19 protein-coding genes are annotated in these 25,260 nt (G+C 42.3%); 15 read left to right on the forward strand and 4 right to left on the reverse strand.

The window, feature by feature from the left end; all coding sequences use genetic code 11:
* Nucleotides 1-2 precede the first annotated feature (2 nt).
* The 11 genes from HXT51_RS05175 to pepN all read left to right on the forward strand — a co-directional run bounded on the left by HXT51_RS05175 (nucleotide 3) and on the right by pepN (nucleotide 13,959).
* Nucleotides 3-2,459, forward strand: a complete 2,457-nt coding sequence (locus tag HXT51_RS05175) for an ATP-dependent DNA helicase RecG (protein WP_421776337.1) — start codon at nucleotides 3-5, stop codon at nucleotides 2,457-2,459.
* 100 nt (nucleotides 2,460-2,559) lie between these two features.
* Nucleotides 2,560-3,705, forward strand: coding sequence for a PfkB family carbohydrate kinase (locus HXT51_RS05180; RefSeq protein ID WP_103085021.1), 1,146 nt, complete (start codon nucleotides 2,560-2,562; stop codon nucleotides 3,703-3,705).
* A 106-nt stretch (nucleotides 3,706-3,811) separates the two neighbouring features.
* A complete protein-coding gene (locus tag HXT51_RS05185) occupies nucleotides 3,812-5,248 on the forward strand; it encodes an MFS transporter (protein ID WP_421776825.1) in 1,437 nt (478 codons plus the stop codon).
* Between the two features lie 164 nt (nucleotides 5,249-5,412).
* Nucleotides 5,413-5,943, forward strand: a complete 531-nt coding sequence (gene coaD / locus HXT51_RS05190) for a pantetheine-phosphate adenylyltransferase (protein ID WP_421776338.1) — start codon at nucleotides 5,413-5,415, stop codon at nucleotides 5,941-5,943.
* Nucleotides 5,943-6,929, forward strand: coding sequence for a hypothetical protein (locus HXT51_RS05195; RefSeq protein ID WP_421776826.1), 987 nt, complete (start codon nucleotides 5,943-5,945; stop codon nucleotides 6,927-6,929). The genes coaD and HXT51_RS05195 overlap by 1 nt, the downstream gene beginning before the upstream one ends.
* Nucleotides 6,929-7,582 (forward strand): YceD family protein, encoded by a 654-nt coding sequence (locus HXT51_RS05200; RefSeq protein WP_421776339.1) that lies wholly within the window; start codon nucleotides 6,929-6,931, stop codon nucleotides 7,580-7,582. Before HXT51_RS05195 ends, HXT51_RS05200 begins: the two co-directional genes overlap by 1 nt.
* 169 nt (nucleotides 7,583-7,751) lie before the next feature.
* Nucleotides 7,752-7,949, forward strand: a complete 198-nt coding sequence (gene rpmF, locus HXT51_RS05205) for a 50S ribosomal protein L32 (protein WP_103085024.1) — start codon at nucleotides 7,752-7,754, stop codon at nucleotides 7,947-7,949.
* A gap of 157 nt (nucleotides 7,950-8,106) precedes the next feature.
* Complete coding sequence (gene rnc / locus HXT51_RS05210) at nucleotides 8,107-8,883, forward strand: ribonuclease III (protein ID WP_415706379.1); 777 nt, start codon at nucleotides 8,107-8,109, stop codon at nucleotides 8,881-8,883.
* A 48-nt stretch (nucleotides 8,884-8,931) separates the two neighbouring features.
* Nucleotides 8,932-9,483, forward strand: a complete 552-nt coding sequence (locus tag HXT51_RS05215; RefSeq protein ID WP_415706378.1) for a YbhB/YbcL family Raf kinase inhibitor-like protein — start codon at nucleotides 8,932-8,934, stop codon at nucleotides 9,481-9,483.
* Nucleotides 9,484-9,642: 159 nt separating this feature from the next.
* Nucleotides 9,643-11,250, forward strand: coding sequence for a C69 family dipeptidase (locus tag HXT51_RS05220; protein ID WP_421776340.1), 1,608 nt, complete (start codon nucleotides 9,643-9,645; stop codon nucleotides 11,248-11,250).
* A gap of 93 nt (nucleotides 11,251-11,343) precedes the next feature.
* Nucleotides 11,344-13,959 (forward strand): aminopeptidase N, encoded by a 2,616-nt coding sequence (gene pepN / locus HXT51_RS05225; protein WP_421776341.1) that lies wholly within the window; start codon nucleotides 11,344-11,346, stop codon nucleotides 13,957-13,959.
* Between the two features lie 560 nt (nucleotides 13,960-14,519).
* Here pepN and glmM read toward each other — a convergent pair.
* Nucleotides 14,520-15,956, reverse strand: a complete 1,437-nt coding sequence (glmM, locus tag HXT51_RS05230; RefSeq protein ID WP_103085029.1) for a phosphoglucosamine mutase — start codon at nucleotides 15,954-15,956, stop codon at nucleotides 14,520-14,522.
* A gap of 392 nt (nucleotides 15,957-16,348) precedes the next feature.
* On the opposite strand from glmM, the gene HXT51_RS05235 reads away from it, so the two are divergent.
* From HXT51_RS05235 to HXT51_RS05245, 3 genes are all read left to right on the forward strand, one after another.
* Nucleotides 16,349-17,002, forward strand: a complete 654-nt coding sequence (locus tag HXT51_RS05235; RefSeq protein ID WP_103085030.1) for a peptide deformylase — start codon at nucleotides 16,349-16,351, stop codon at nucleotides 17,000-17,002.
* A gap of 136 nt (nucleotides 17,003-17,138) precedes the next feature.
* Nucleotides 17,139-19,757, forward strand: a complete 2,619-nt coding sequence (locus tag HXT51_RS05240) for a hypothetical protein (protein ID WP_421776342.1) — start codon at nucleotides 17,139-17,141, stop codon at nucleotides 19,755-19,757.
* Nucleotides 19,758-20,221: 464 nt separating this feature from the next.
* Entirely contained in the window at nucleotides 20,222-21,745 is a 1,524-nt protein-coding gene (locus HXT51_RS05245) for a formate--tetrahydrofolate ligase (RefSeq protein ID WP_421776343.1), read from the forward strand.
* Nucleotides 21,746-21,877: 132 nt separating this feature from the next.
* Here the strand turns inward: HXT51_RS05245 and HXT51_RS05250 are convergent, their stop codons facing one another.
* Nucleotides 21,878-22,720 (reverse strand): alpha/beta hydrolase, encoded by an 843-nt coding sequence (locus tag HXT51_RS05250; protein ID WP_103085032.1) that lies wholly within the window; start codon nucleotides 22,718-22,720, stop codon nucleotides 21,878-21,880.
* A 275-nt stretch (nucleotides 22,721-22,995) separates the two neighbouring features.
* Here HXT51_RS05250 and rsmI point away from each other — a divergent pair, with 275 nt between their 5' ends.
* Entirely contained in the window at nucleotides 22,996-23,925 is a 930-nt protein-coding gene (gene rsmI / locus HXT51_RS05255; protein WP_421776344.1) for a 16S rRNA (cytidine(1402)-2'-O)-methyltransferase, read from the forward strand.
* A gap of 166 nt (nucleotides 23,926-24,091) precedes the next feature.
* Here rsmI and HXT51_RS05260 read toward each other — a convergent pair whose 3' ends face one another.
* Together HXT51_RS05260 and HXT51_RS05265 are read right to left on the reverse strand one after the other, a co-directional pair.
* Nucleotides 24,092-24,358, reverse strand: a complete 267-nt coding sequence (locus tag HXT51_RS05260; protein ID WP_421776345.1) for a hypothetical protein — start codon at nucleotides 24,356-24,358, stop codon at nucleotides 24,092-24,094.
* Nucleotides 24,359-24,393: 35 nt separating this feature from the next.
* Nucleotides 24,394-25,152, reverse strand: coding sequence for a hypothetical protein (locus HXT51_RS05265; protein ID WP_421776346.1), 759 nt, complete (start codon nucleotides 25,150-25,152; stop codon nucleotides 24,394-24,396).
* Between the last annotated feature and the right edge of the window lie 108 nt (nucleotides 25,153-25,260).

Below are 25,260 nucleotides of genomic sequence, written 5' to 3' on the forward strand. Positions count from 1 at the left end.
GCATGTCTGTAACGCTTGAAACGTCACTTGCTTCAATAATAAGCAACAAGCGTAGAGTATCAGCACTGAAATCGTTAGGGATAGTAAGTATTAAGGATGCTCTTACCTACTATCCTTTTCGCGTTACAGAACCTATGAGAATTATGCGTTTACGTGATATTCGTTACGGTGATTCTGCTGTTTTCGTGGCATGCGTAAATTCGGTTTCCGTTATACCAATGAACGTGCGTAGAGGTTTTAGATTAGAAGTAAACGTGGTTGACGATGTTTTGTGTAGCGCAACTTTAGTTTATTTTTCTAAGAAAAAACAATACGTTGATTGGATGTTAAATAAGTTTAAAAGTGGATCAAAAATTGTTATTTCAGGAACTGCTAGCGAATTTAATAACAGATTGCAATTTACGCATCCCGATGTTTTACAAGTAAATGATTCTAGCAATTTAGGCGATACGCATAACGTTGATAATTCTAATCGCATTACTGGCGCCAATCATGACTTACTTCAAGGTGCGGAACAGAAGAATAGCGTTGAAGATTGTCTTAAAAAGTTAAGCTCGCCTATGCCTATTTATCACGCTAATTCTCGTATATCTAGCGAGCATATTCACGATACTATTATTGCCTCTCTTAATGCTCTTGAAGAAGACATTTCGGATATTATCCCCGAGTCAGTTCGCGCTTCGCATAATTTGCTGCATAGAAGTGAAGCGTTTGGAAAAATCCATAATCCGCAATCTACGGATGATTTTAAAAAAGCTTTAGCTACTTTAAGATATGAAGAAGCGTTAGTTTCACAAGTTGCGATATTGTCTGCAAGGAATTCTGATTCATCTTGTATTGCTCAAAGTTGTAAGTGTGATGATATTCGTAAAACTTTTGTAGACTCTTTGCCTTTCGAACTTACTCAGGGCCAGAATGAAGTTATTGGTGAAATTCTTGAAGATATGGCATGTAATAAGCCTATGAGAAGACTTTTACAGGGAGAAGTTGGATCTGGTAAAACAGTGGTTGCTGTGAGCGCTATGCTTCAAGCTGTTGGGTCTGGGAAACAGGCTGTTTTGGTTGCCCCTACGCACGTTTTAGCTTTGCAGCATGCTGATAATTTGCGAAATATGATTTCTCGCGCGAATCTTTCTGTAAAACTTGTTGTTGTTACAGGTGGCATGAAACTTAGTGAGCGCCGTAAAGCTTTGGCCAGTGTTGCAAGCGGGGAGCCTGCAATAATAGTTGCAACGCATGCAGCGTTTTCTTCAAGTTTTAATCCTACTAATTTAGCTTTAGTTGTTATAGATGAGCAACATAGATTTGGCGTTGAGCAGCGCAATTCTCTGATGCGTTCTTTCGGTGGAAATTCTACGGTTCCGCATTTATTGGTTATGACTGCAACTCCTATTCCGCGCTCTGCTGCTATGACTTGGTTTGGAGATTTAGACGTATCTTATTTAATGCAATTGCCTGCTTCCAGAAAACCTGTTCGTACTTTTATTGTTCAAGAACATGATTCTCGCACTATGGCAGCTATGTTTTCGCATATTCGAAAGAGAATTGATGCCGGTGAGCGAGCTTATATAGTTTGCCCGCATATTGAAGATGAAGAGTTAGATTTAGATGCTAATGCTAGTGGAGCTAAGAATTCGCATAATATTGCAGATGATAACGATGCTTTTGATGATGTGATTATTAGCAATGAAAGTTTCGTTGAAGGATATTCTGGGGACTATTACGAAAATTCATCTGAAGGATCTGTAAGCGAAGAATCTACGAATGGCGGCTCTGTGATTGCTGGCTCGATTGCTGGCACAAGTGGTGGCTCAATTGGTGTCCCTGTAAGCGAAGAAAATAATCAGCCTCGCAAACTTCACACGGTTACCAATATTCTTCAAAGGCTATCTGCGCTTCCGCAATTTAATAATATTTCTTTAGTTCAACTTACAGGTAGAAATACTGACGATGAGAAGAAAGAAATAATGCGTCAATTTATTTCTGGAGAATCGCCAATATTGGTTTCTACTACTGTTATTGAAGTCGGAGTTGATGTTCCTACTGCTAGTTGCATGGTGATTTTTGATGCAGATCGTTTTGGATTAGCGCAATTACACCAATTAAGAGGCAGAATTGGCCGCGCTAACTTACAATCCTGGGCTTTTCTTGTTTCATGCGCTCAAGAAGGAAGCGTAGCTGAAAAACGCTTACAAGTAGTTGAAAAATCGCGTGATGGAGCTGTTATAGCTCAAGAGGATTTGAAATTGCGCAATGTTGGAGATGTTCTTGGAGATAAACAATCTGGCGGAAAATCAAGTCTTAAATTGTTAAGAGTAGTTCAGGATGCTTCTGTTATTGCTTCTGCTCGTGAGGAAGCGTATAAGTTGATTTCAGACGAATCTGATTTTAATAAAATGACGTCTTTGCGCGGAGCGGTATTAGATTTCACTCGAGGAGGATCAATTATTAGTAATTGATATTTTTACGATTTAATTATTGTGCGATTTGAGTATTGTGAATATCCTAGAAAGTAGTGATTATTAGTTCTAGTTGTAATCGTATAGAGACGAGGCAATGATGACTGAGAGAGAGCAACAAATTTTAGCATGGATTCAGCAAAATCCAATGATTAGTCAGCAGGAACTTGCAAGTCTTGCTGGTATTACGCGTTCCGGTGTAGCAGCGCATATTTCTAATTTAATACGTAAAGGTTATTTGCGTGGAAAAGGGTATATCGTTACTCCGCCTAGCTATGTCACAGTAATTGGCGGCATTAGCATGGATGTGCTTGGAGTTGCTCGCGGTGATTTAATGGATTACACGTCTAACGAGGCACGTGTTCGTTACATGCTTGGTGGTGTTGGACGAAATATAGCTGTCGCTCTTGAAAAATTGAATATTCGCACAAGTATGGTTTCTGTTTATGGCGGAGATCATAATGGAGAGCTTTTTAAAATAGATGCTTCCGCTAATGGATTGGATATTGGTTATTCAAAGCAATTGCCTGATTTAATGACTGCATCTTATATGTATGTTGGTGACGCTTCAGGTCAACGTTTGCTAGCTCTTGATGATATGAGTATTTATAATCATATGACTCCTGATTTTTTGCGTGAAAGATACTCTATTATTGAGAATTCCGACATGGTTATTATGGATACCAATATTCCGCAAAAATCCTTGGAATGGGTGTGTGATCACTATAATCGCCCAATTATTGTGCGCGCCATTACTGACGCAAAAGCTCCGCGCGTACTTTCTAGACTTAATCGCGTAGATACTCTGGTGCTTGACACTGCGGAATCTCAAGCTCTTACTGGTATTGTTGCTGTTGATGGACGTTCTGCTGCTCGCTGCGCTGCAGTATTGCTGAAGCGTGGAGTTAAACACGTGTTTGTGAATGCTGGACGCGAGGGTGTTGTTTATGGCAATTCAGAAGACATTGTGTTCTATCCTGTGTCTGTAAAGCATGTTCAGCGTATGATAGTTGCTCGCGATGGCGGTCGCGGCGGTGTTAAAGCTGTTGGCAACGACAATGGTTCTAGTGATACTGCTACTGCTGCACTGATTTATGCGCGTTATGCTGGCTTTGACGATAAGAAGTCGAGTAGATTTGCTGTTGCTGCGGCTGTGTTGAATACCGAGTCTATGGAAGCTGTTCATGAATCCTTAGATGCTGATTTAGTATTGTCCTACATGGAAAAGATTCACGAGCGTGCGTGATACGGGCGCGAATAAATCTGTCAGAGAAAATCCTGATATAAATACTGACGGCAAATCTTTCGTTAATACTCGTGCGCTAGGTAGTAAGCATCCTATTTTTGCATTAATGCTTGCATTATTTGTGTCAATTTTCTCTTTTCAATTAAATATTTCTATGCTTTCTCCGGCTCTTGCTTCGATGGAGTCTGAATTACATATTTCACAAGTGCAAGTCGGATTAATGCAAACTGTGTTTTTCGTAGCTGCGGCATTATTCTCATTATTCTTGCCTAGGCTTGCGGATCATATTGGTAGAAAAAAAGTTTTGCTAGGCATGCTTACTGCAACTGTTGCAGGAAGTGTTATATCTGCTTTATCTCCTAATGTCACTTTGCTATCTATAGGTCGCGTTATGCAAGGAACATCCGGGCCTATGATGCCTTTGTGTCTTATTATGCTTCGCGAGCGCATTAAAGATAATAAGCATTACGCAAAGCTTATGGCGATTCTAACTTCAATTAATGGAGGCTTAGCTGGGATTGATGCTTTAGTTGGCGGCTGGCTTTCTAGTATTTGCGGTTTTCGTTCTATTTTCGTTATTATGACTGTTGTTTCACTGTTAGCAGTGTTTTTAGTTATGTATAACGCAGAAGAATCTAAAGTTGCAGACGATATAAATATGGATTGGTGGGGTGTTGTTACTTTAGGAATCGCGTTCTTATCTGCGTATATGGCTATTGACGAATCGCAAAAACTTTCGAATGCTAGCTGGATACTTATACTTGCGCTTGCAATAGTGGCTTTAGTGTTCTTCGTAATTTTTTGGCAAATTGAAAAGCATGTTAAAAATCCTATGGTTTCAACTCGCTATATGAAGCAGCGTCGTACGTGGGGTTTATTGAGCACTACGTTATTTACGATGACAGGCGTTTTTGCAATCATGAATGGCGTTGTTTTGAAATTTGCTCAAGATAATTTCTGTGGTATAGGTTTGCCGGAAGCTATTGTTCCTTTCGTAACTCTTACGCCTTATGCACTTGTTGGCTTCTTGTTTGGGCCATGGGCGGGAGTTCTAGCTGCAAAATATGGATATAGGCTTGTTTTAAGAACTGGTATTTTAGTAAGCATAATAGGATTATTGTTAGGAATATTTGTTATGAAAAACCCTGATATTCTTACTTTGGTTCTTTTATCTGTTTTTATAGGTATAAGTTATGCAGGCGTTGTAAATATTATGCTAAACGGATTGGGAATTGTTTTATCGCCTAAAGATAATCCTGGATATTTGCCTGGCATGAATGCTGGAGCGTTTAATCTTGGAGCTGGATTAAGTTTCGCTGTTATTTATGCTGTTATGGGAGTTTTTAACGTTAATCCTTCTGCTATTTCTTCTTCCGCTGCTCACGCTCCTTCTGCTGCTTCTTCTGCTTCTGTTGCTGCAGCGAAAAGTGTTATTAAGCTAGTTCCTTCTTCTTCAAGTTATATGTCTTCTATGGTGGTTGGAGCAATATTGCTTGTTTTAGCGCTATTGTGTTCTATTTGTATTCCGCGTTCTGAAGATTAATAATTGTAGAAGTTTTGATAGAAGTTTGTCTGTAGTCTGTTTGCTAAAATTTTGGTGCGAATTTTGACGCTAATTTTTGTGCTAATTTTGGTGAGAATTGTATTTTAAAAGTAGATATATTCGCAAATGTAAATTAGTGACATGGTCGGTGCTAATCTAAACATATGACTATAGCAGTGTGCCCAGGCTCTTATGACCCAGTTACAGCCGGTCATTTAGATGTGATACAACGTTGTACCAAGCTTTTTGATGAAGTTCATGTGCTTGTTGCAGTTAATTCCGCTAAAATGCCTATGTTTACGGAGAAAGAGCGAGTTCAAATTATTAGCGATGCTGTAAGTGACGCGAAATATTGTTGCAATGGCGGAAAGTTAGTAGTTTCGTCAACTACTGGGCTTGTTACCGATTATTGCAAGAAAGTTGGTGCTACAGTAATTGTTAAAGGTTTGCGTCAGAACGGTGACTATGAGGCAGAACTTGGCATGGCACTTGTTAATCGAAAACTTGCTGGTATTGAAACTATGTTTCTTCCAGCAGATCCGATTTTGGAACATGTTTCCAGTTCGGTTGTAAAGGATGTTGCGCGTCACGGTGGTGATGTAACTGGCATGGTTCCAGATAATGTAATACCCTTATTACATAAACTGCTTGCAGAGAAAAATTTTGAGGAGAACAGACTGGAGAGCAGACAATGATGACTGAAGATGAAAATGTTGCTAATGCAGCAAATGATGATTTTGCAGAAGACGATACTATGGAGCGAGATGTTCGAGCTGACGTTCGTGCAGATAAGCTCCCATTGAATCCTGTAGTAGAGCCGGACGATTCTGAAACAGACGCTATTGCTTCACTCAAATCTAATAGCAGTGAAGATTCTTCTAATAATGCTGAAGATGCAAATAAAAATAGTGCAGGCTCTAAACGAAATAGTGATTCTGCCGACTCTGCTGATTCTTCTATTAAGCCGTTGTTCCCTATGCCTGATTTGCGTGAGCGCGATGACGGTGGAGCTATGGATTTTGAAGGCGAAGATTCGCACGATTCCTACAGTTCCAGCAATAGTAATGCAAATGTGAGCGATAAAGCTCGTTCGCAGAGCAGAGCTGAGTTCACTACTGTTTACGACATTATTGACGTAATGGAGTCGAATCTTTCAGAGGCTAAGGGCGTTCTATTTTCTGCTGATATGGTGAAAATTAGTCGTGAAGATTTTGAAGATCATCTTTCGCGATTAAAAGACATGTTGCCTGTGCAATTGGAGCGCGCTTCAGCTTTAATGCGTGAAGCTGAGCGTCGTTTGCGTACTGCTCAAACACAAGCAAGTTCTATTGTTGCAACCGCTAAATCTCAGGCAGCTCAGATTGTTTCAGACGCTGAAGATCGTGCTCAATATTTGGCTGGTCAAGAAAACGTTACTGCTCTCGCTCGTCGTAAGGCTGCAAATATTTTGGAAGCAGCACAAGCAAAGTCGGATAAGCTTACTCATGGAGCAGATCAATACTGTGTAACTGTTATGGAAGGCTTGAAGCAGCAGTTAGACAAGCTTGAGCAGGATGTGCAAGCAGGACAGCGCGTTTTGGAAGAACGCCGTCGCGCTGCTACTCACATTCAAGACGGCATTAGTGCTCAAGCTCATCTTGATGATGAAGATGAATACGGATATGGAGAAAGGAATAACTAATGACATCTCATCCATCTAAATCTTTGTGGGCTATACCTGTTGCGCAAATGGGTGCTCGCGCTGGTCACAGTATGCATATTGACCGCGCGTTTCCGGCTCCTGAGGGTATAGGGGATAGTGTTATTGGTGTAAAACCTGGAAGTGACGTACAAGTAAAAGGCGATTTCGATTCTGTCGTGGACGGACTTATGTTTCAGGGGAGTATTACAGCTCCTGTTCACGCTGAATGCACGCGTTGCTTAATGCCATTGCGCCGCGATTGGAAAGTCGACGTATGTGTATTTTTCCCATATAAGGATGATCAACGATCGCAGGCTTCTCAGCGTAATTCTAAAGTAAAAGCTAATGGAAAGTACGCGGATAAATCTGATTCTGAAGATGATTCAGAAATATGGGATGACAACGATGATTCCGGCTGCGTTTATCCTCTAGTTGCTGGCGGAGATTTTGCTGATATCGAAGCTTTGATTCGCGATACTATGGTAAGCGAATTGCCTTTGCAGCCTTTGTGCGAACCGGATTGTTTGGGATTATGCCCACAATGCGGAGAAAATTTGAACGAGCATCCTGATCATCATCACGATATTACGGATATTCGTTTTGCTGCGTTAGAAGGTCTTAAAGAAAAGCTGAGCAAATCTAGCCAAAGCTGAACTAAATCTGAACAGAGATGAGTCAAATCTTGCAAAAGCTGAGTTAAATCTGAGCTAAATATGTGTTTAATAGCCAGATTTAGCAGTGAGATTTAGCAGAATGTATGGCGCATGTTGTAATATACAGAACGCTTAAGCTCAATCGTTCGAACGAAATAGAGGAAAGATTATGGCACTGCCTAAGTATAAGACCTCGCGTGCTAATACGCATTCGCGTCGCGCTAATTGGAAGGCGTCTGCCGTGCAGACTGTGACTTGCCCGAACTGTGGTTCTGAGGCATTCCCACACATGGCTTGCCCATCCTGCGGTAACTTCCGCGGTCGTGTATACAGCGAAGCTATTCGCTCAGCACACACCACCAAGTAGGTTGTATTTATGAAAACCCTGCCATCGACGGGTGGTGGGGTTTTTCTTTATAGTTATTTATGATTCGTATAACGCTTTATTTTTACTTATAGGATTCATAGAATTTATAGTATTTATAGCGTTTGTATTGCTTTTATGAGTATTGGGGTAGTGAAATATGGGAAATCAACATCAATCTGAAGCTAAAAAGCAAGATATTGGTGTAATTCATTACGACAATGATGCAAGTCAAGTGAATCCTTCGCAAGAACTTTTAAACGCGTTGGGCACTACTATTTCACCAGATTTGTTAATCGAAGCTTTAACGCATAGATCGTTTTCTCATGAGCATCCTGGTACGCGAAATTATGAGCGTTTAGAGTTTTTAGGTGATGCTGTACTTGAATTAGTTTCTACGGAAACTCTTTTCACTAAGCATCCAGATATGACTGAAGGTCAGTTAGCAAAGTTGCGTGCTAAAGCTGTTTCTGAGTGGGCTCTTTCGGCTGTAGCTCGTGAAAAATTGCATGTTGGTCCGTATATTTTGCTTGGCCGCGGTGAAATGGAACAAGGCGGTAGCGATAAAGATTCGATTTTATGCGATATCGTTGAAGCTTTAATTGGAGCTACTTTTGTTGAGCATGGAATTGATGAAGCGAGAGTAGTAGTTCATAGATTGATTGATGATACTCTAGCTGAAGTTCTAACAGAAGGTCCTGCATTAGATTGGAAAACTTCTCTTACAGTTAAAGCGCACGATATGGGATTGCCTGATCCAGAATATCGCATGGCTGTTTCGGGTCCTGATTTTGCGCCTGTTTTCGAAGCTCGCGCGGTATTAGCGCATGCTGATGGCGATGAGTTTCTTGGTGAGGGTACTGGTTCAAGTAAGCGTAAAGCACAATTGGCTGCTGCTGAGAATGCGTGGCATGCGCTTGATTCGCGTAAACAGTGATGATCTAGTTCTTTGCACTTCGTCATTGAGATAGTAGATACTTAAAGTATGAATATTTCTACAGATTTCACTACCATTCCGGATGATTATTCTAAAGCTGCGCCGGAGCAGAATAAGATCAGTGGAGTGCCGGTAGTTTCTTTCCCGTTTTACGTTGATAATATGCCATCTTTCGTGCATTATTTGCATTGGCGTTTTGTTGACGACGACGCAATACCAGTATGCGGTTTTGAGTGGATTCACTGGACTGCCGCAAACGTGCCTGTTGAAGCGTTAATGTTTGATTTTAACGATTCTCATGCTTTGCAAATACCGGAAGATTTTTCTCGCACAATGACTTCTATGATTCCAGAAGCGCTTCAAGGACGTAACTCGCAAGCAAGCAGATTTATTGGTTGCGCTGATCCAGCAATTACTATGCGTTACAATGGCCCTCAGCCTCCTGATAAAGATCACGAATACATGTTTGAAGTTTTTGGCACAGAAAAGCCTTTGCCAAATCTTAAGCCGGGATTCTATATGAATGAATTATTGCGCGAAGTGAGAAACGTAACTTCAGGTGTAGACGCTGGCGGAATGTTCCTTACTGGTAAAGCCTGAATGCAAGTATTAGTTCAATAAATTATGATCGCAATAAATTATGCGCACAATCAATAATTGCTGTAACTAATTATGATCTCAATTAACGCCTAAGCGTTAGAATCAAACAGTAATAAATATAAAAATAAAATATAAAATCTAAAAACAGGGGATGCAAATATGGCATGCACAACAATTCTTGTTGGTCGAAAAGCAAGTTACGACGGATCCACGCTCATTGCGCGCAATGAAGACTCAGCAAATGGCGAGTTTAATCCAAAGCGTTTAGTGGTAGTAAAGCCTGAAGATCAGCCTCGCGTTTATAAGTCCGTGCTTAGCCACGTAACAGTTGAGTTGCCGGATAATCCAATGCAATACACAAGCGTGCCAAACGCAGACTTGCGCGAAGGAATTTGGGGAGAAGCTGGCGTTAACGAAGCAAACGTTGCAATGAGCGCAACTGAAACGCTTACGTCCAACGAGCGCGTGTTAGGTGCAGATCCAATGGTTGAGCTTCAAAAAGCGCAAGGTAAGGAAGGCGACGCTGATTATAAGCCAGAAGTTCCTGGTGGAATTGGCGAAGAAGACTTCTTAACGCTTGTTTTGCCTTATATTCGTAGCGCTCGCGAAGGTGTTGAGCGTTTGGGTGCATTGCTTGAAAAGTACGGCACTTACGAGATGAACGGTGTTGCGTTCTCTGACGTAAACGAGATTTGGTGGATGGAAACCGTTGGTGGCCATCATTGGATTGCTAAGCGCGTACCAGATGAAGCTTATGTTGTTATGCCAAACCAGCTTGGAATCGACGAGTTCGATTTGGAAGACGCTTTGGGAGACCAAGAAGAGCATATGTGCTCGGCCGATTTGCTTGAGTTTATTGAAGAAAACCACTTGGATTTGTCGGTGGAAAACGCTTCTCCGTTTAACCCTCGCGACGCTTTCGGCTCTCATTCAGATGCTGATCACGTGTACAACACTCCTCGCGCATGGTTTATGGAGCGTTTCTTGAATCCTTATGACGAAGTGTGGGATGGTAAAGACGCGGATCATAAGCCAGATAGCAACGATATTCCTTGGGCTCGCCAGCCTGAGCGCAAAGTTACAGTTGAGGATATTAAGTACGTTTTAAGCTCTCACTATCAGGGCACTGAGTATGATCCTTACGGCAAGCTTGGTGATGAGCATACTCGTCATCTTTTCCGTCCAATCGGCATCAATCGTCAAAGTCAATTGGCTGTAATGCAAATCCGCCCTTACGTGCCGGAAGCGTTCCGCGCGATTCAGTGGATGGCATACGGCTCTAACCCGTTTAATGCGCTTGTGCCGTTCTATCCGAACGTAAATCGCACTCCAAAGTATTTGGAAGATACTACTACTCGCGTAACAAGCGAAAACTTCTATTGGGAGAATCGCATTATCGCAGCTCTTGCGGATGCTGCTTTTAACGACACTGCAAATGCGATTGAGCGCTACCAGGAAGTTGTTGGTTCCCTTGGTCACGCGATGGTTAAGTCTACGGATGCTATCGTGGCAGGTCTTCTTGGCGTTAATTTGAGAGATTACGAGCCAGAGCGTGAAGGTGATGAGGGCGAAGATTACGATGATTTAGTTCGCGATCCTGAAGCTATTATTGCAGAGCTTCGTAACGACAAAGTGCGCGAAGCTTTGGCTGAAGCAAACGACGATATGGCAGCAAAGTTGAAGAAAGAAACCGATTCTTTGCTTGACACAGTGCTGTACATCACTAGCATGCGTATGAAGAATGGTTTTAATCGTTCCGATCACTGATTTATTTAAAGAATTTATTAGAAAATTATTAAAAGAAATAATTAGGAAAAATAATTAGGAAAATAATTAGGAAAAATACGAAAGGTACAAAATATGCCAGGAGCAAATCTTACTCGCGTAGAAGCTGCGGAACGTTTTAGCGCAATTCAAATGCCAATTCACTACGATGTTGCGCTTGATTTAGGAAAAGGCGGACGCGATTTTACTTCGCGCACGAAGATTGAGTTCGACGCTAAAGCTGGTGAAACAAGCTTCCTTGATTTGATTGCAAACAGTGTAGAATCCGTAGTGTTAAACGGTACCGCTCTTGACGTTTCTAAAGTTTTTGCAGATAGCCGAATTGAGCTCGCAAATTTGCTCGAGCATAATACCGTAGAAGTTGTAGCGAACTGCCAGTATTCCAACACGGGCGAGGGCTTGCATAGAAGCGTTGATCCTTCTGACGGAAACGTGTATTTGTATACTCAGTTCGAAGTGCCGGATGCTCGCCGCGTTTATGCTGTGTTTGATCAGCCAGATTTGAAAGCTGTTTTTGACTTTACGGTAGACGCTCCAGAAAGCTGGATTGTTACTTCAAACATGCCAGTTAAAAGCGAAACCGCGATTGAAGGACGCAAGACAGAAGACGGCACTTTGGAAAATGGTGCTGTAGAAGGCATGAAGCGCTGGGTATTCGAGTCAACTCCAAAAATGAGCTCTTACTTAACTGCTATTTGCGCAGGACCTTACGCCGAATGGCACACGTCTTACAACAACGAAGACGGTCGCGTAGTGCCAATGGCAATGTACTGCCGTCAGGCACTTAAAGACGCTTTTGCAAAAGACGTTGACTACTTGTTCGATATTACGAAGAAGGGCTTTGCTTTCTACGCTAAGACTTGGGGAGTGCCATATCCGTACGCAAAGTACGATCAGATTTACGTTCCAGAATACAACGCTGGAGCTATGGAAAACATTGGTATGGTTACCATTCGAGACCAGTACGTGTTTGAATCCAAAGTTACGGACGCTTACGCTGAGCGCCGCGTTGTAACAGTTTTGCACGAGCTTGCGCACATGTGGTTCGGCGACTACGTAACTATGAAGTGGTGGAACGACTTGTGGCTTAACGAATCCTTCGCAGAATTCACTTCTACTCTTGCAACCGCTGAAGCAACCGAATGGCACGACGCTTGGAGCACTTTCAATTCCGGCGAAAAAAGCTGGGCGCTTAATCAAGATCAGCTTCCAACAACGCACCCAATCGTGGCTCCAATCAACGATTTGAACGACACTTCCGTCAACTTCGACGGCATCACTTATGCAAAGGGCGCTTCTGTTTTGAAGCAGCTCGTAGCTTACGTTGGTCGCGAAAAGTTCTTTGAAGGAATTCACAATTACTTGAGCAAGCATGCATACAGCAACGCAACTTTGGCTGATTTGTTACACGAGTTAGAGCTTACAAGCGGACGCGATCTTAAGTCTTGGAGTGCGCAATGGCTTGAAAAGGCTGGAATTAACACGATTTCTACCGAAGTCGAAGAAGCAGCTGACGGCACTATTGCTTCCTTGCGTTTGCGCCAGAGCGCACCAGCTGAGCATCCTGTTCTTCGTGCACACCGTTTGGCTGTTGGATTCTACAATGTAGATGAAGCAACTGGAGAAATTAAGCGCACAAAGCGAATCGAACTTGACGTAGACGGCGAAGTGACGGAAGTTGTTGAAGCGCGCGGCGAAAAAATGCCAGCGCTTATTCTCGTAAACGACGACGATTTGACTTACACAAAGTTACGTTTCGACGAAAAGTCGCTTGAATTTGCTGCAGAAAACTTGTATCGTTTCAAGGATTCTTTGACTCGCTCGCTTATTTGGCTCGCATTGTGGGATATGACTCGCGACGCAGAATTCCCAGCAGAACGCTTCGTGGAACTCAGCCTTAAAGCTTTGGCAACCGAGCGCGAATCAACTACTTTCCGCTATGCTCTTGGTCAAGTAAAGGTAACTGCAAGCCACTACGTTGTTCCAGAGCGTCAAGCAGAAGTCGCAAAGCATGTTGCTCACGAACTCTGGCAGTTAGCTTTGGCAGCTTCTGCAGGTTCCGACGAGCAATTCCAGCTCGTTAAGGCTTATCTTGGATATGGCGAAGTTGGAGATGCTGAGTTCTTGCGCGTAGCTAACGGATTACTTGATGGTTCCGTGCGCTTAGAAGGCTTGGAAATTGACAACGACTTGCGCTGGAGCATTCTTATTGCGCTCGCAGGCGTGAACGCTTTGGACGAAGCTGGAATTGACGCGGAACTCGCTAAGCGCGATACTACCGAGAATCGTGAATACGCTTACCAAGCTCGTGCGGCTCGTTCAACTGCAGAAGCTAAGGATTGGGCTTTTGAACAGGCTTTGCGCAATCTCGATTTGACTAATATGCAAATGGGTGCTGTGGTTGCTGGCTTTGCAAGCACCGCTAAGGGCGATTTGGTTAAGCCTTATGTTGAGCGCTATTTTGCTGAAGTTGAGTGGATTTGGAAGAATCGCACATTCCACATGGCTGAAGCTTTGATTGAAGGCTTGTATCCAAATTATGCGGATGTAGACGAGTTAGTTGAGCGCGGACAGTTCTGGCTTGATGAGCATAAGGATGCGGATCAAGCTTTGCGCCGCATGGTGCTCGGCAAGCTCGATTCTTCTCGCCGTACGCTTAAGGTGCAGCATTACAACGCTTCCTTGCGCTAAATTCGTGCGCTCGCTTTGACTGAGCTTGAAGCAGCATTGTGCGCTGCGGTTTAAGGTCCATGCTGATGTTGCTGAGCTGTCGGAGTTTCTCTCATCGCAAAATTTTTACATTGCTCTAAGAGAAACTTCGACAGCTCTTGGCATGTTTAGTCTTTTAATCTTCGGCTAATCACCGAGATTTTTCGATTTTTCTTCTTCGCTCAATGAATCACCACTTCGTGCTGAGGTTCATTTCGCTCTGGGCGAAAAATCTCAAATCTATGCCTAGCTGGTAGCAAAGCATACTAGACCAAGCAACACCCATCCCTCACTGGCATCCTGTTCTTGGTTTTGTTTACTTACGTACCAGATAAGTAAACAAATTCGGGGGAGTGTTCCTGATTTTGTGGACTTAGAGTGCGTGTAAGTAAACAAAATCGGGGAAGTGTTCTTGATTTTGTTTACTTGAAGTCAAGTCCTATTCGCTGCGAAAAATCTTAAATCTCTGCCTAACTAGTAGCAAAGCGTACTTTGTAAATAAAATTATTTACAAAACCTAAAGGTTCACAAATCTTAAGCATTTACAGCTTCAAATTATCTATAACTACTTGTGCTAACCTAGCGCATATTTCATCTGCTTGCTTCTGCGTAGCAGCCTCGCACATAACGCGCACAAGAGGTTCTGTACCGCTAGGACGAAGAAGCACACGACCAGTATCTCCCAGCAGTTTTTCTTCTTTTTCAACAGCTTCAAGAACAGCAGCGTTAGTTTTGGAAGCCATCTTATCTACATTTGGTACGTTTACAAGAGCTTGAGGAAGCTGCGGGAAATCTGCTGCCATTTGAGAAAGCTTCTTGCCTTCACGCACAACCTCGCGGCACAAAGTCAAAGCAGTAAGTGTACCGTCGCCAGTAGTGGCAAATTCGCGATTAATCACATGACCAGACTGTTCTCCGCCGAGTGAATAGTCGTGCTTAAGCATTTCTTCAAGAACATAACGGTCGCCAACATTTGTTTGCACGGTTGCAATGCCCATATCTTTAAGCGCAAGTTTTAATCCAAGATTGCTCATAACTGTAACTACGAGAGTGTCGTGATTAAGCTTACCTTCAGCTTTCTTAGAGCGAGCAAGAATACCCATAATTTGATCGCCATTAACCATATTGCCATTCTCGTCAACAGCCAGGCAACGATCAGCATCGCCATCGAAAGCAACGCCTAAATCAGCCTTTGAAGCTTTAACCATAGCCTGCAACTGTTCAGGATGCGTTGAGCCGGCGTGATCGTTAATGTTGTAGCCATCAGGAGACGCATTAATTACGATTACTTCAGCGCCAGCTCTACGTAGAGCTTCAGGAGCAACAACAGAAGTGGCACCATTTGCGCAATCTGCCACAACGCGTAAACCAGCAAGTGGCTTTGGGCGCGTAGTAGAACCATTGCTTAAAGGAGCGACAGCTGAAACTAAATGATCAATATAAAGATTAGTAGCGGTAACGGTATCGTGGCTTATGCGACCAACTCCAGCGCCAGTAGGACGCTCCCAATCCTGACCAAGCACAGCTTCAATTTCGTCCTCTTTGCTATCTGGAAGCTTGAAACCGCCTCGCGCGAAGAATTTAATACCGTTATCTGGCATAGGGTTATGCGATGCGGAAATCACAGCACCCATTTCAACGTTTAGTACAGAAGTTAAGAATGCAACGCCAGGAGTTGGGATGATTCCTGCGTCAATAACATCAAAACCGCCAGCGCTCATACCAGCAGCAAGAGCAGAAGCTAAGAAATCGCCGGAGACGCGAGTATCTCTGCCGACTAAAGCGCGTCTACGTGCATGAACAGAAGTATCGGAAGAATTATCTTTGCAACTTACAAAAGAATCTTGAGCAACGTTGCATTCTGAAGATGTCTTTCCTAAAACTCGCACTGCAGCGTCACCCAAATCTAACGCAAGTTGTGCTGTTAAATCACGGTTTGCCAATCCACGCACGCCGTCAGTACCAAACATTCTTGGCATAATAAAGCCTCTTTCACAAAAATCGCTTCACCTTGCGCGCAAGCAAACAACATCGCATACTAGCGCGTCACACACTATCCGCAATTCTACTCACTGTTCCACATAACGCGCTAGCGCTCCGACCTGCCTTCGTCTCGATTGACGAAGGCATGGCAGAGCTGTGTGGTTGTTCATTGGGAATTTGATTGTGGTTGGTGTACGCTGACGACCTGCCGAGCTAACTAGCGATAGTTAAATAGCTCATGCATTTTTCTAGCGTCCACAATCGTGTTGGCATATGGCAAGGCGTAAATAATTTTGGTATACTTAAGAACTTAGTGTTATGTTCACGAGATGCACATAACAATGATTTTTTGAACAAGTTATTATTCTTGCAATTTTAAAGGAGTCCTATGTTTACGCATCACGCAAGTGTCGATACTAAGCTAAGCCGCGCTGTTGAGCATCTATTGGATTCCGCAACAAGTGATGGAATATTGCCTATCGTTCAAGCGGGAGAGCCTGTTTTGCGTTCTCGCGCAGTCGAGTACGATGGTCAGCTTACCAGAGTTACGTTAGATAAGCTTATTTCTCTTATGCATAGCACGATGCTTGCAGCTCCAGGAGTCGGTTTAGCTGCTCCTCAGATTGGCTTGGGTCTTGCTATCGCTGTAATTGAAGATCATGTGCGCGATGATGAAGATGATCCTCGTGATATTGCAGAACTTCCATTCCGCGCGATTATCAATCCGCACTACGAGCCTATTGGTACGCAAACTCGTAGTTTCTATGAGGGTTGCTTAAGTTTTTCTGGTTATCAGGCAGTTCGTCAGCGTTGGCTTGATATTCAAGCGACTTGGCAGGATGAAGATAGTAAGCAGCATTCTATGAAGCTTCATGGTTGGCCTGCACGTATTTTCCAACATGAAACAGATCATTTGCGTGGTGAATTGTATATAGATCGTGCGGAAATTCGTTCGTTGACTACGGATGAAAATCTTGAGGATTATTGGTCGGATGAAGCTGTTCCTGTGTCTGCTTCTCGTAGTTTAGGTTTTGCGATTTAGGCTTTACCTTTATTATTTTTTATAAAAAAATTGATTTTTACGGGTTGATATTGCTGTGATGGCTTAAACTTATAATCAATATTTTAGAGAATGTTTGATTGCTCTAAATGTAATGAGTTTGTTGCAAGGAGAAAAGATGAAGATTTGTAGCCGTTGTAAAGCAGAGAACAAGGACGTTGCTAATTTTTGCCGTGAATGTGGTAACAAACTTGAGGCAGCTACTGTAAACAGTTTTAGCCAGCAAAATAACCGTACTCCGAATAATCGTACGCAGAATAATAGTACGCAGGATAATCGTACGCAGAATAATAATCAACGTGTTAATAGCCAGTCTAATGGCGGTCAATTTAACAATAATGGCCAATTTAATAACGGTGGCCAATTTAATGGCGGTCAATTTAATAATGGTCAATTTAGCAATGGTCGACCTGCTGTTCAGACTAATAATGGTCAGGCTGCTGTTCAGGCTAATGGACAGGCTGATGGTCAGACTAACGGTAAGAAAAAGGGCATATTTAGTGGCTGGTTTAATTCCAAAGATAAAGAGCAGGCTAATAATTCCCAGGCTAATGCTCAGGATAATGTAAGCAACAATAGCAATCAACTTCAGAATCAGCCTTATCAACAAGCTAATTTCCAATCTCAAAATCAGCCGCAGAATCAGCCTCAGTCTAATTATCGCCCTCAGGCACAGCGTCAAACTAACGTTCAGCCTCAGACGCAATCTCAATATAGGCAGCCGGCTCAGTCAGTTTCTCAATATGGTCAGCCTCAGAATTATGCACAGGCTAATGGGCAGGCTCAGCAGCAAACTAATGCTCAGCAGAATGCTCAAAACCAGCAGAATGCTCAGTCTCAGTATGCTAAACCGCAGAATCAGCCGCAGCTTCAGACTAATCAGCAGGCTCAAAATCAGACTCAGTATGGCCGCACGCAGAATCAGGCTCAGTCTCAATATAATCAAGCTCAGAATCAGCCTCAATTTGCTCAGCGCTCAATGAATAAGCCTAATGAGCAGGTTCGTTCGCAAGGTCAGCCGCAGAATTATGCACAGGCTAATTCTCAGTCTCAGCCACAGCCGCAGGCTCAGAATCAGTCACAGCCACAGGCTAATTCTTATCGCCAAAATCAGCAGAATGTTCAGGCTCAGGCGAGACCTCAATATCAGCAGCAGCCTCAGAATCAGGCTCAGCAGAATACTCAGCCGCAGACCCAAAATCAACCTCAGTATGGTCGCATGCAGGCTCAAAACCAGCCTCAATATAATCAGACGCAGAATCAGAATCAGGCGCAGCCTCAAAATAATTATCCGCAGTATAATAACGTTCAATTTAATAACGGCAATCGCGCTCGTGAAAATAATGCGTTTGAGGAATATAAATCTCCTGTGAATAATAATTTTTCTAATGTAAGAGCAGAAAATGATTCTGCAAATACATTAAGTAAATTGGTTTCAGAAAGTGAACAATTAGAGAATTCTTCAAATAAGAGCTTTAATTTCGAGGATTCAAATACTAATAGAAGCACAGCGGATGCTGTTTATACTCCGGTTTCGAATATAAGCGCTCCAAAGCTTGCTGATATTCAATCAGAGAATAATTTTGGCACCAATTTTGAGGCATATAAGCAAAACGATGTGTTTGAGGAACCTAAGTTTGAGGAACCTAAGGTTGAATTTGCTGAGGATTCTAAGTCTACGAGTGATTATGTTCCAAAGTTAGATATTAGTGAAGAACCTGAGAGTGATATCGTTGAGGAATCTAAAGTAGAACCTGCATATGAGCCTAAGTCTACGAGTGATTATGTTCCAAAGTTAGATATTACTGAGGAACCTGAGGATGATATTAAAGAGGAACCTAAGCCTCAATTTACTGAGGAACCTAAGTTTGAAGAGCCTAAGTTTGAATTTGCTGAGGATTATCAGGCTGAAGAGTTGAAGGTTGAAGAGCCTAAGTTTGAGGAGCCTAAGCCTCAGGTTGAAGAGTTGAAGGCGGAAGAGTCGCCTAAAGCTGAGGCCAAACCACAAGTAACGAATGCTCAACCACAGTCTCAGAACGTTCAGTCACAAGTACAGGCTAAACCTCAAGAAAAGCCTCAGACGCAGCCGCAGAATCAGCCTAAGGTTCCAGCACAGCTTCAGGTTCCATCACAGCCGCAGGTTACGAATGCTAAGCCAAAAGCGTTGAATGCTCAGGCTCAGCCTCAAGCCCAGATTCAACCTAAAGCTCAGCCACAAAGCCAAGCTAAACCGCAAGTTCAGAATCAGGCTCAGTCGCAGAATCAGCTTCAGGTGCAAAATCAGCAGAACGTTCAGCCACAACAGCAGTTCTATGGCCAGCAAACTACTCAATATTACGGTCAGCAAGAGCAATATTATGGCCAGCAAACTCAGTTCTATGGTCAAAATACTTATGGCCCACAGTACGGTCAACAGGCTTATTACATTCCGTATCCGTATGACCAGCAGTACGGTCAGCCTTATGGTCAGCAATACGGACCACAGTACGGACAACAACAAGCTGTTCAACCTTATGGCCAACAGCCTTATGGTCAGCAGTACGGTCAACAGCAATATGATCAGCCTGAATATGGTCAGCCATACAGAGAGCCATATAGCCAGCCGAAAAATGACCAGCCATATGGTCAGCCTTATGAGCAACGTCCGGGTCAGCCGTATGGCCAGCCTTATACCGAGCCGTACAGTAAGCCGGAAAATAACAAGCCGTATGGCCAGCCATTCAACAAGAAGTCATAATAGGAATTTTTGTTATAAATAGTCATTTAGTTGCATGTTGCGTTTTGCTGCAGGCGGTATTTGATTGTTTAAAATTATTCTGGTTATTTTAGATTTCTAATTTCAAAAACAGGTTTCTTTGGAATAATCCTTAGAAGCCTGTTTTTTTACAAATTTAGTTTCGCGTTGATTTCGCGTTACTTCAGTGTTAGTTCTGCGCCAGTTCAGCGTCACTTTTGCACAATGCCAGCGCCGGTTCACTGTTAGTTCAGCATTAATTGCGATATTTTCTAGATTTAATAAAGGCATATAACTAGATCAAATAAATACGTATAACACCAAAATGTGTTATTAAACACATTTACTATGAGCGGCCCACACATTCGTATAATATTGTTTCTGTTTTGAAATATTGATATAAGTTCTGTGATATTAACTATGAATATTTCAATGAATCAGCGTGTTTTGTTAAGAAAGTGGGGAATATGAGCATTCTTGAATCGTTTACGACTTCTTATGGTTTAGTTTCTAAGATTGACGCTTTTGGTTTTATGGATTATCTCAACCAGCATCCTGATGAAGCACGTAAACACGGCAAAGTAATTCTTGTTACGGCGGATACTCCGCTTAAGGCTTCTCGTGGCGAAGGTAAAACAACTACTACGATTGCTCTTGTAGACGCATTACGCAAGCGTGGAATTGATGCAGCTGCTGTTCTTCGTCAGCCAAGTATGGGCATTACTGCAGCTGGTTCTAAGGGTGGCGCAAGTGGCGGCGGTAAGGCTTCTCTTTCGCATCCTGAATTGATTGATTGGGGATTGTGCGGAGAAATGGCTGCTATCGCAAGCGCGCAAAATCTGCTAGTTTCGTTCGCTGAAAAGGCTATTGACGAGGGCGTATTAGATAAAATTTTGGTTCCACGTGTAAGCGAGGTTCCTTCTCGTTCCTTGAGAAGTATTGCGGTTGATTTTGGCAAAGGCACAGTTCCAGAGCGTGTTGTGTTAACTCCAACTTGCGAACTTATGCAGATTGTAGTGCTTTCAAGGAGCATGGAGGAGATTTCTAATCGCGTATCTTCTATGATTGCCGGTACGAAAGATGGTAATCCTGTTACTTTTGGCTCTTTTGTAGATTTGTGGCGTATTACCAATATGCTTTCAGACGCTGTAAAGCCTGTGAAGACTGAAACTGTAAACGGTTCTCCTATTTATGTTCATTGCGGCCCGTTTGCTAATGTTTCACTTGGAATCCCTAGCTTAATAAGCGTTGAAATGGCTTGTGCTGAGCATGACATTGTTATTGTTGAGGCTGGTTACGGCACTGATGCAGGTGCTCAAAAGTGGCTTGACATTGCGTCTCGCGAATATGGTGCTCAATGGCCAACTGCTGCAGTTGTTGTTACTCGTGCAAGTACTTGGCGAGATGATAAGACTTTGGCATGGCGTTATCCATTCCATGTTGAGCATCTTGAATCATTGCATATTCCTGCGTTCCCACTTATTAATTTGTGGGATGGCGAGGATGATCAGATTCCGGATTTGCTTAGTTACGCAAGTCTGCTTAAATTCCGTAAGCCTATTATCGGAAACTTGTTCAGAGATGGCGGAGATGCTTTAGTAGACCAGCTGGATGGGTTCGTGTCTGCTATTGATAGCGAAATTCCTGCTGTAAGAAGTCTTCCTGAAAGTCGTAGAGGCAAGTCGTTGCGCAATCGCATTGATTTATTATGCGAAGAATCATATGGAGTTCCGTGTGATCGCGTAATTGAAAAAGATGGTTTTGCGGATTCATTGTCTGAAGCTTTGGATTTATGCAATAAAGCTGGGATTGTTTTTGATGATCTTGCTTTAGTTGCTGTAAAATCTCCTGCAACTATGACGGATGATGATCATAAGCTTGCCAATGAGCGTACAGTAACTTTGAAGAAAGTGGAGGTTCATTCTGGCGCTGGACTTGTGCAAGTCAATCTCACTTCTTCGTTAACTACGCCAATGCCGAAAATCGTGTGAAATATTAATTGTGTGAAATATTAATCGTGTGATTTTCTTTTAAATATAAATAACGTCGTCAACACATCTAAAGTGTGCAGGCGACGTTATTTTTTACAAACGTTTTTTTATGAATGTTTTTATCTTTTTGCATTATGCAAAAGTGCGGCGTAGCCAATCGCAGGCAAGCCCAATCCACTGCTGTACCTCTGGCTGCACAAATTCAGGAATCACATTTCCGGAATCGTCGCGTTTAGAAGTCTCTTTAACAGCTAAAGCTAAACCGTGCGGACCCTTCGGGAACAAGTGTGCTTCAACATTTACTCCTGCTTTAACGCAAGCATCCACGAACATAATTGAATTTTCAACTGGAACAACCTGATCTGTAACAGTTTGCCATATGAAAACAGGTGGTGTCTTGGAATCCACATGCTTTTCTAATGAAAGATCTTCAACAAGCTGCTCGCGCTTTTCTTCGCTAACATCTCCAAAAAGACGGTCGAATGTTGGCTTATGCGCGTATTTTCCAGCAGAAATAACAGGGTAAGCTAGCATAAGTGCATTTGGACGAACCTCGTCGGCTACGTATCCGTGAGCTTCTTCAATATCGTCGCTAACGCTTGTAGCCAAATTTGCAGCCACATGTCCGCCAGCTGAGAATCCGATGATAGCAATTTTCTTTGGATCCACATGCCATTCTTTTGCATTATTACGAATCATGCTAATCGCTTCAGCTGCTTCTAAAAGTTGGGTTGGATGAGTGCTTGGAACAAGCGAGTAGCGTAAAACGAATGCGTGGAATCCTTCTGCTGTAAACTTCATTGCTATTGGCTCAGATTCTCGATTTGACGTGCGTAAGAATCCTCCGCCTGGAAGTATAAGAATAGCTGGGCGAATCTGCTTTACGTCAGTATCTGTGTTATCGTCTAAAACGTATCCCGTTAGTTGCGCAATGCTATCATCTGCGCCTTTGATTTCATGTTCAATAATTTTCATAGTATCTCTTTCTTTTTCATAAAGTTACACTATTTATTTCAAGAATAATTCTAATCAAATACCTTGCTTTTTTAAGTGCGTTCTATATTAAATTCGTGTAGAGTTTTAATGAGATTTAATGAGCTTTAGGATTTTATACGATTTTTTAAGTGATTTAAGTGATTTAAGTGATTTAAGTTATTTAAGAGCTTAAAAGAGTTTAAAAGGGCTTAAAAGAGTTCAAAGGCTTAAGGGCTTAATGTCTTAAAGACTTAAAGTATTTTTAGGGAGTTTATATGAGTGGCGAGGAATCTGATATTTTGCAAAGCGATTTGAAAGATGTTAAGTGCGGGAAAGTTGTACTTGCTGCTACTCCTATTGGAAACATGGGCGATGCTTCTTCTCGTTTGGTGCATCTTTTAGAGACGGCGGATATTATCGCTGCAGAAGATACGCGTCGCTTGTATGATTTGGCGAATCGCTTGGAAGTGCGTGTTTCAGGGCGCGTTATTGCTTATCACGATCATAATGAGCGAAATAAAGCCGATGGCTTACTTGATGATGTTGAAAAAGGCGCTACCGTATTAGTTGTGTCGGACGCCGGTATGCCTACTATTAATGATCCGGGCTTAGCTATTGTACGTAGGGCAATTGAGCGTGGATTACCTGTTACGTGTGCTCCTGGGCCTAGCGCTGTTTTAGATGCTTTGGCGCTTTCGGGTTTGCCGACAGATCGTTTTTGCTATGAGGGATTCTTGCCTAGAAAATCCAGTGAGCGTAAGCAGCATTTGCGTTCGATTCGTAACGAGCGCAGAACTATTGTATTTTATGAAGCGCCACATCGCATTGAAGAATCTATGAAAGATATATGTGAGGTTATAGGAGCTAATCGCTCTATGGCGTTATGCCGTGAGCTGACTAAGGATTATGAAGAAATCCGACGCGGAAGCGTTCGAGAAATCCTGGATGGCGTGCTACAGGATCCTCCGCGCGGCGAAATTGTGCTTGTTATTTCTGGAGTAAGTGAGGAAGAGGCTGAAAGTTCTGAAAATGTTGAAAATCTTAGTGTTAAGCAGCTTGCTCAGCTTGCCATCGATTGCGCAAAATCAGAAAATATAAGGCTTAAAGATGCTATTTCGCGTGTTGTGGAAAGTAATCCTCGTATTGATGGATCTTTTGCGAATCGTAAACAAGTTTATGCCGAATGTCTTTCAATTAAAGAATAGAATCGCATATTTTTGCTGATAGTAGGGCTAGTGCTGTCGATAGTAAGACTGGTGATGTAGATAGTAAGGCCAAGATCATTTCTGTCGATTTCTCTAGATAGTAAAATCATTTCTGTATATAGTAAGGCCATTTCTGCAAATGACGACTTGCATATTATTTTGCTAATTATTTGATATTTTTACGCATATAGTCGTAGCTTTCGAAAAGCACATTAAAACTATGCTTTACGTCTGGGCCTCCCTGCTGAGAAATGTATTCTAATAATCTTGCGTCTGCAGAAGTGTTTGCAATAATCCATTTTCGTAAATGTGGAATATTCTGCGCAATATACCACAGTACTTCTTGACTGGTTTTTGGAGAGCAAGCGATATCTTCCGTTGGCATAATAGGAGGCTTAGGTGGAGTAAGTTTTTTGCTATTTATTTCGCTCATGATTTTTCCTCTTTTTCCTCTTTTTCTCTTTTTCCTCATTCATACTCGTGGTTGTTTTCTTCTTCGCGCTCGCAAATATTTTCATCTATGTAAAGTTGCATTATGCTTTCCAACCACTCGCGAGCAGCTACAGAGCTTGGAAAATGGTGATTGTCATTCAAAATATTCGAGCAATCTTTGATATTAATCATGTAATTTTCCATAAGCGTATATATGGTTTTGTATCTAAGAGATTGCGTTATTTCCGACTCCGTTTGAGTGAGAGCTATATCGCATACTGTTCTTGTTGGAGTAGTAACTAATAAATTTCCGATTTTAACGCATTCTCCGTCAATAATTTTGCGCGTATAAACGTGTATTGGGCGTCCGTGTGGCCTTGATCTATAGTGACTTTGTGAAAGCACGTCTAAAGTTACTGGGAATGATCCGCCTAGCCAAATCCATGCAGATGTGTAAAGGCATGCAATAGTATTTTTAGGCAATAGTTTCTTTATTATTTCGCTTCTTCCTGCAACTGTTTTAGATTGTTTGTCTGAAAATCCACTTTGATTATCTAAATGCTTGAATATGCCTATTTTGCTTAATTTATTCATGCATAAAGGCCCAGGTAGTGCTGAGCTATCTAGGATTGTTGGCATATCTGTATTTTCGGCGTTTTCTGAGTTTTCATTGTTTTTTGATTTTGAATTTATGGTCGTGATTACTTTGAGTGCTAGTTCCTCAGCAGTTTTCGTATGTTTTTTGTGATTTCTTTGCAAAATCAAATTTTTGCTTGCGCTTTTCTTGTATATCATTTTTCTCTCAGTCTGTGTTTCTGCGTTTTTATAGAGTAAGCAGATTTATTGAGCTACGCTAGCGCATACTAAAAAATTGTGGATATGTGGATAATTGTCGCAGATTGT

This window comes from Gardnerella sp. KA00255, from assembly GCF_049244095.1.
GTDB classification, from domain to species: Bacteria; Actinomycetota; Actinomycetes; order Actinomycetales; family Bifidobacteriaceae; genus Bifidobacterium; species Bifidobacterium vaginale_F.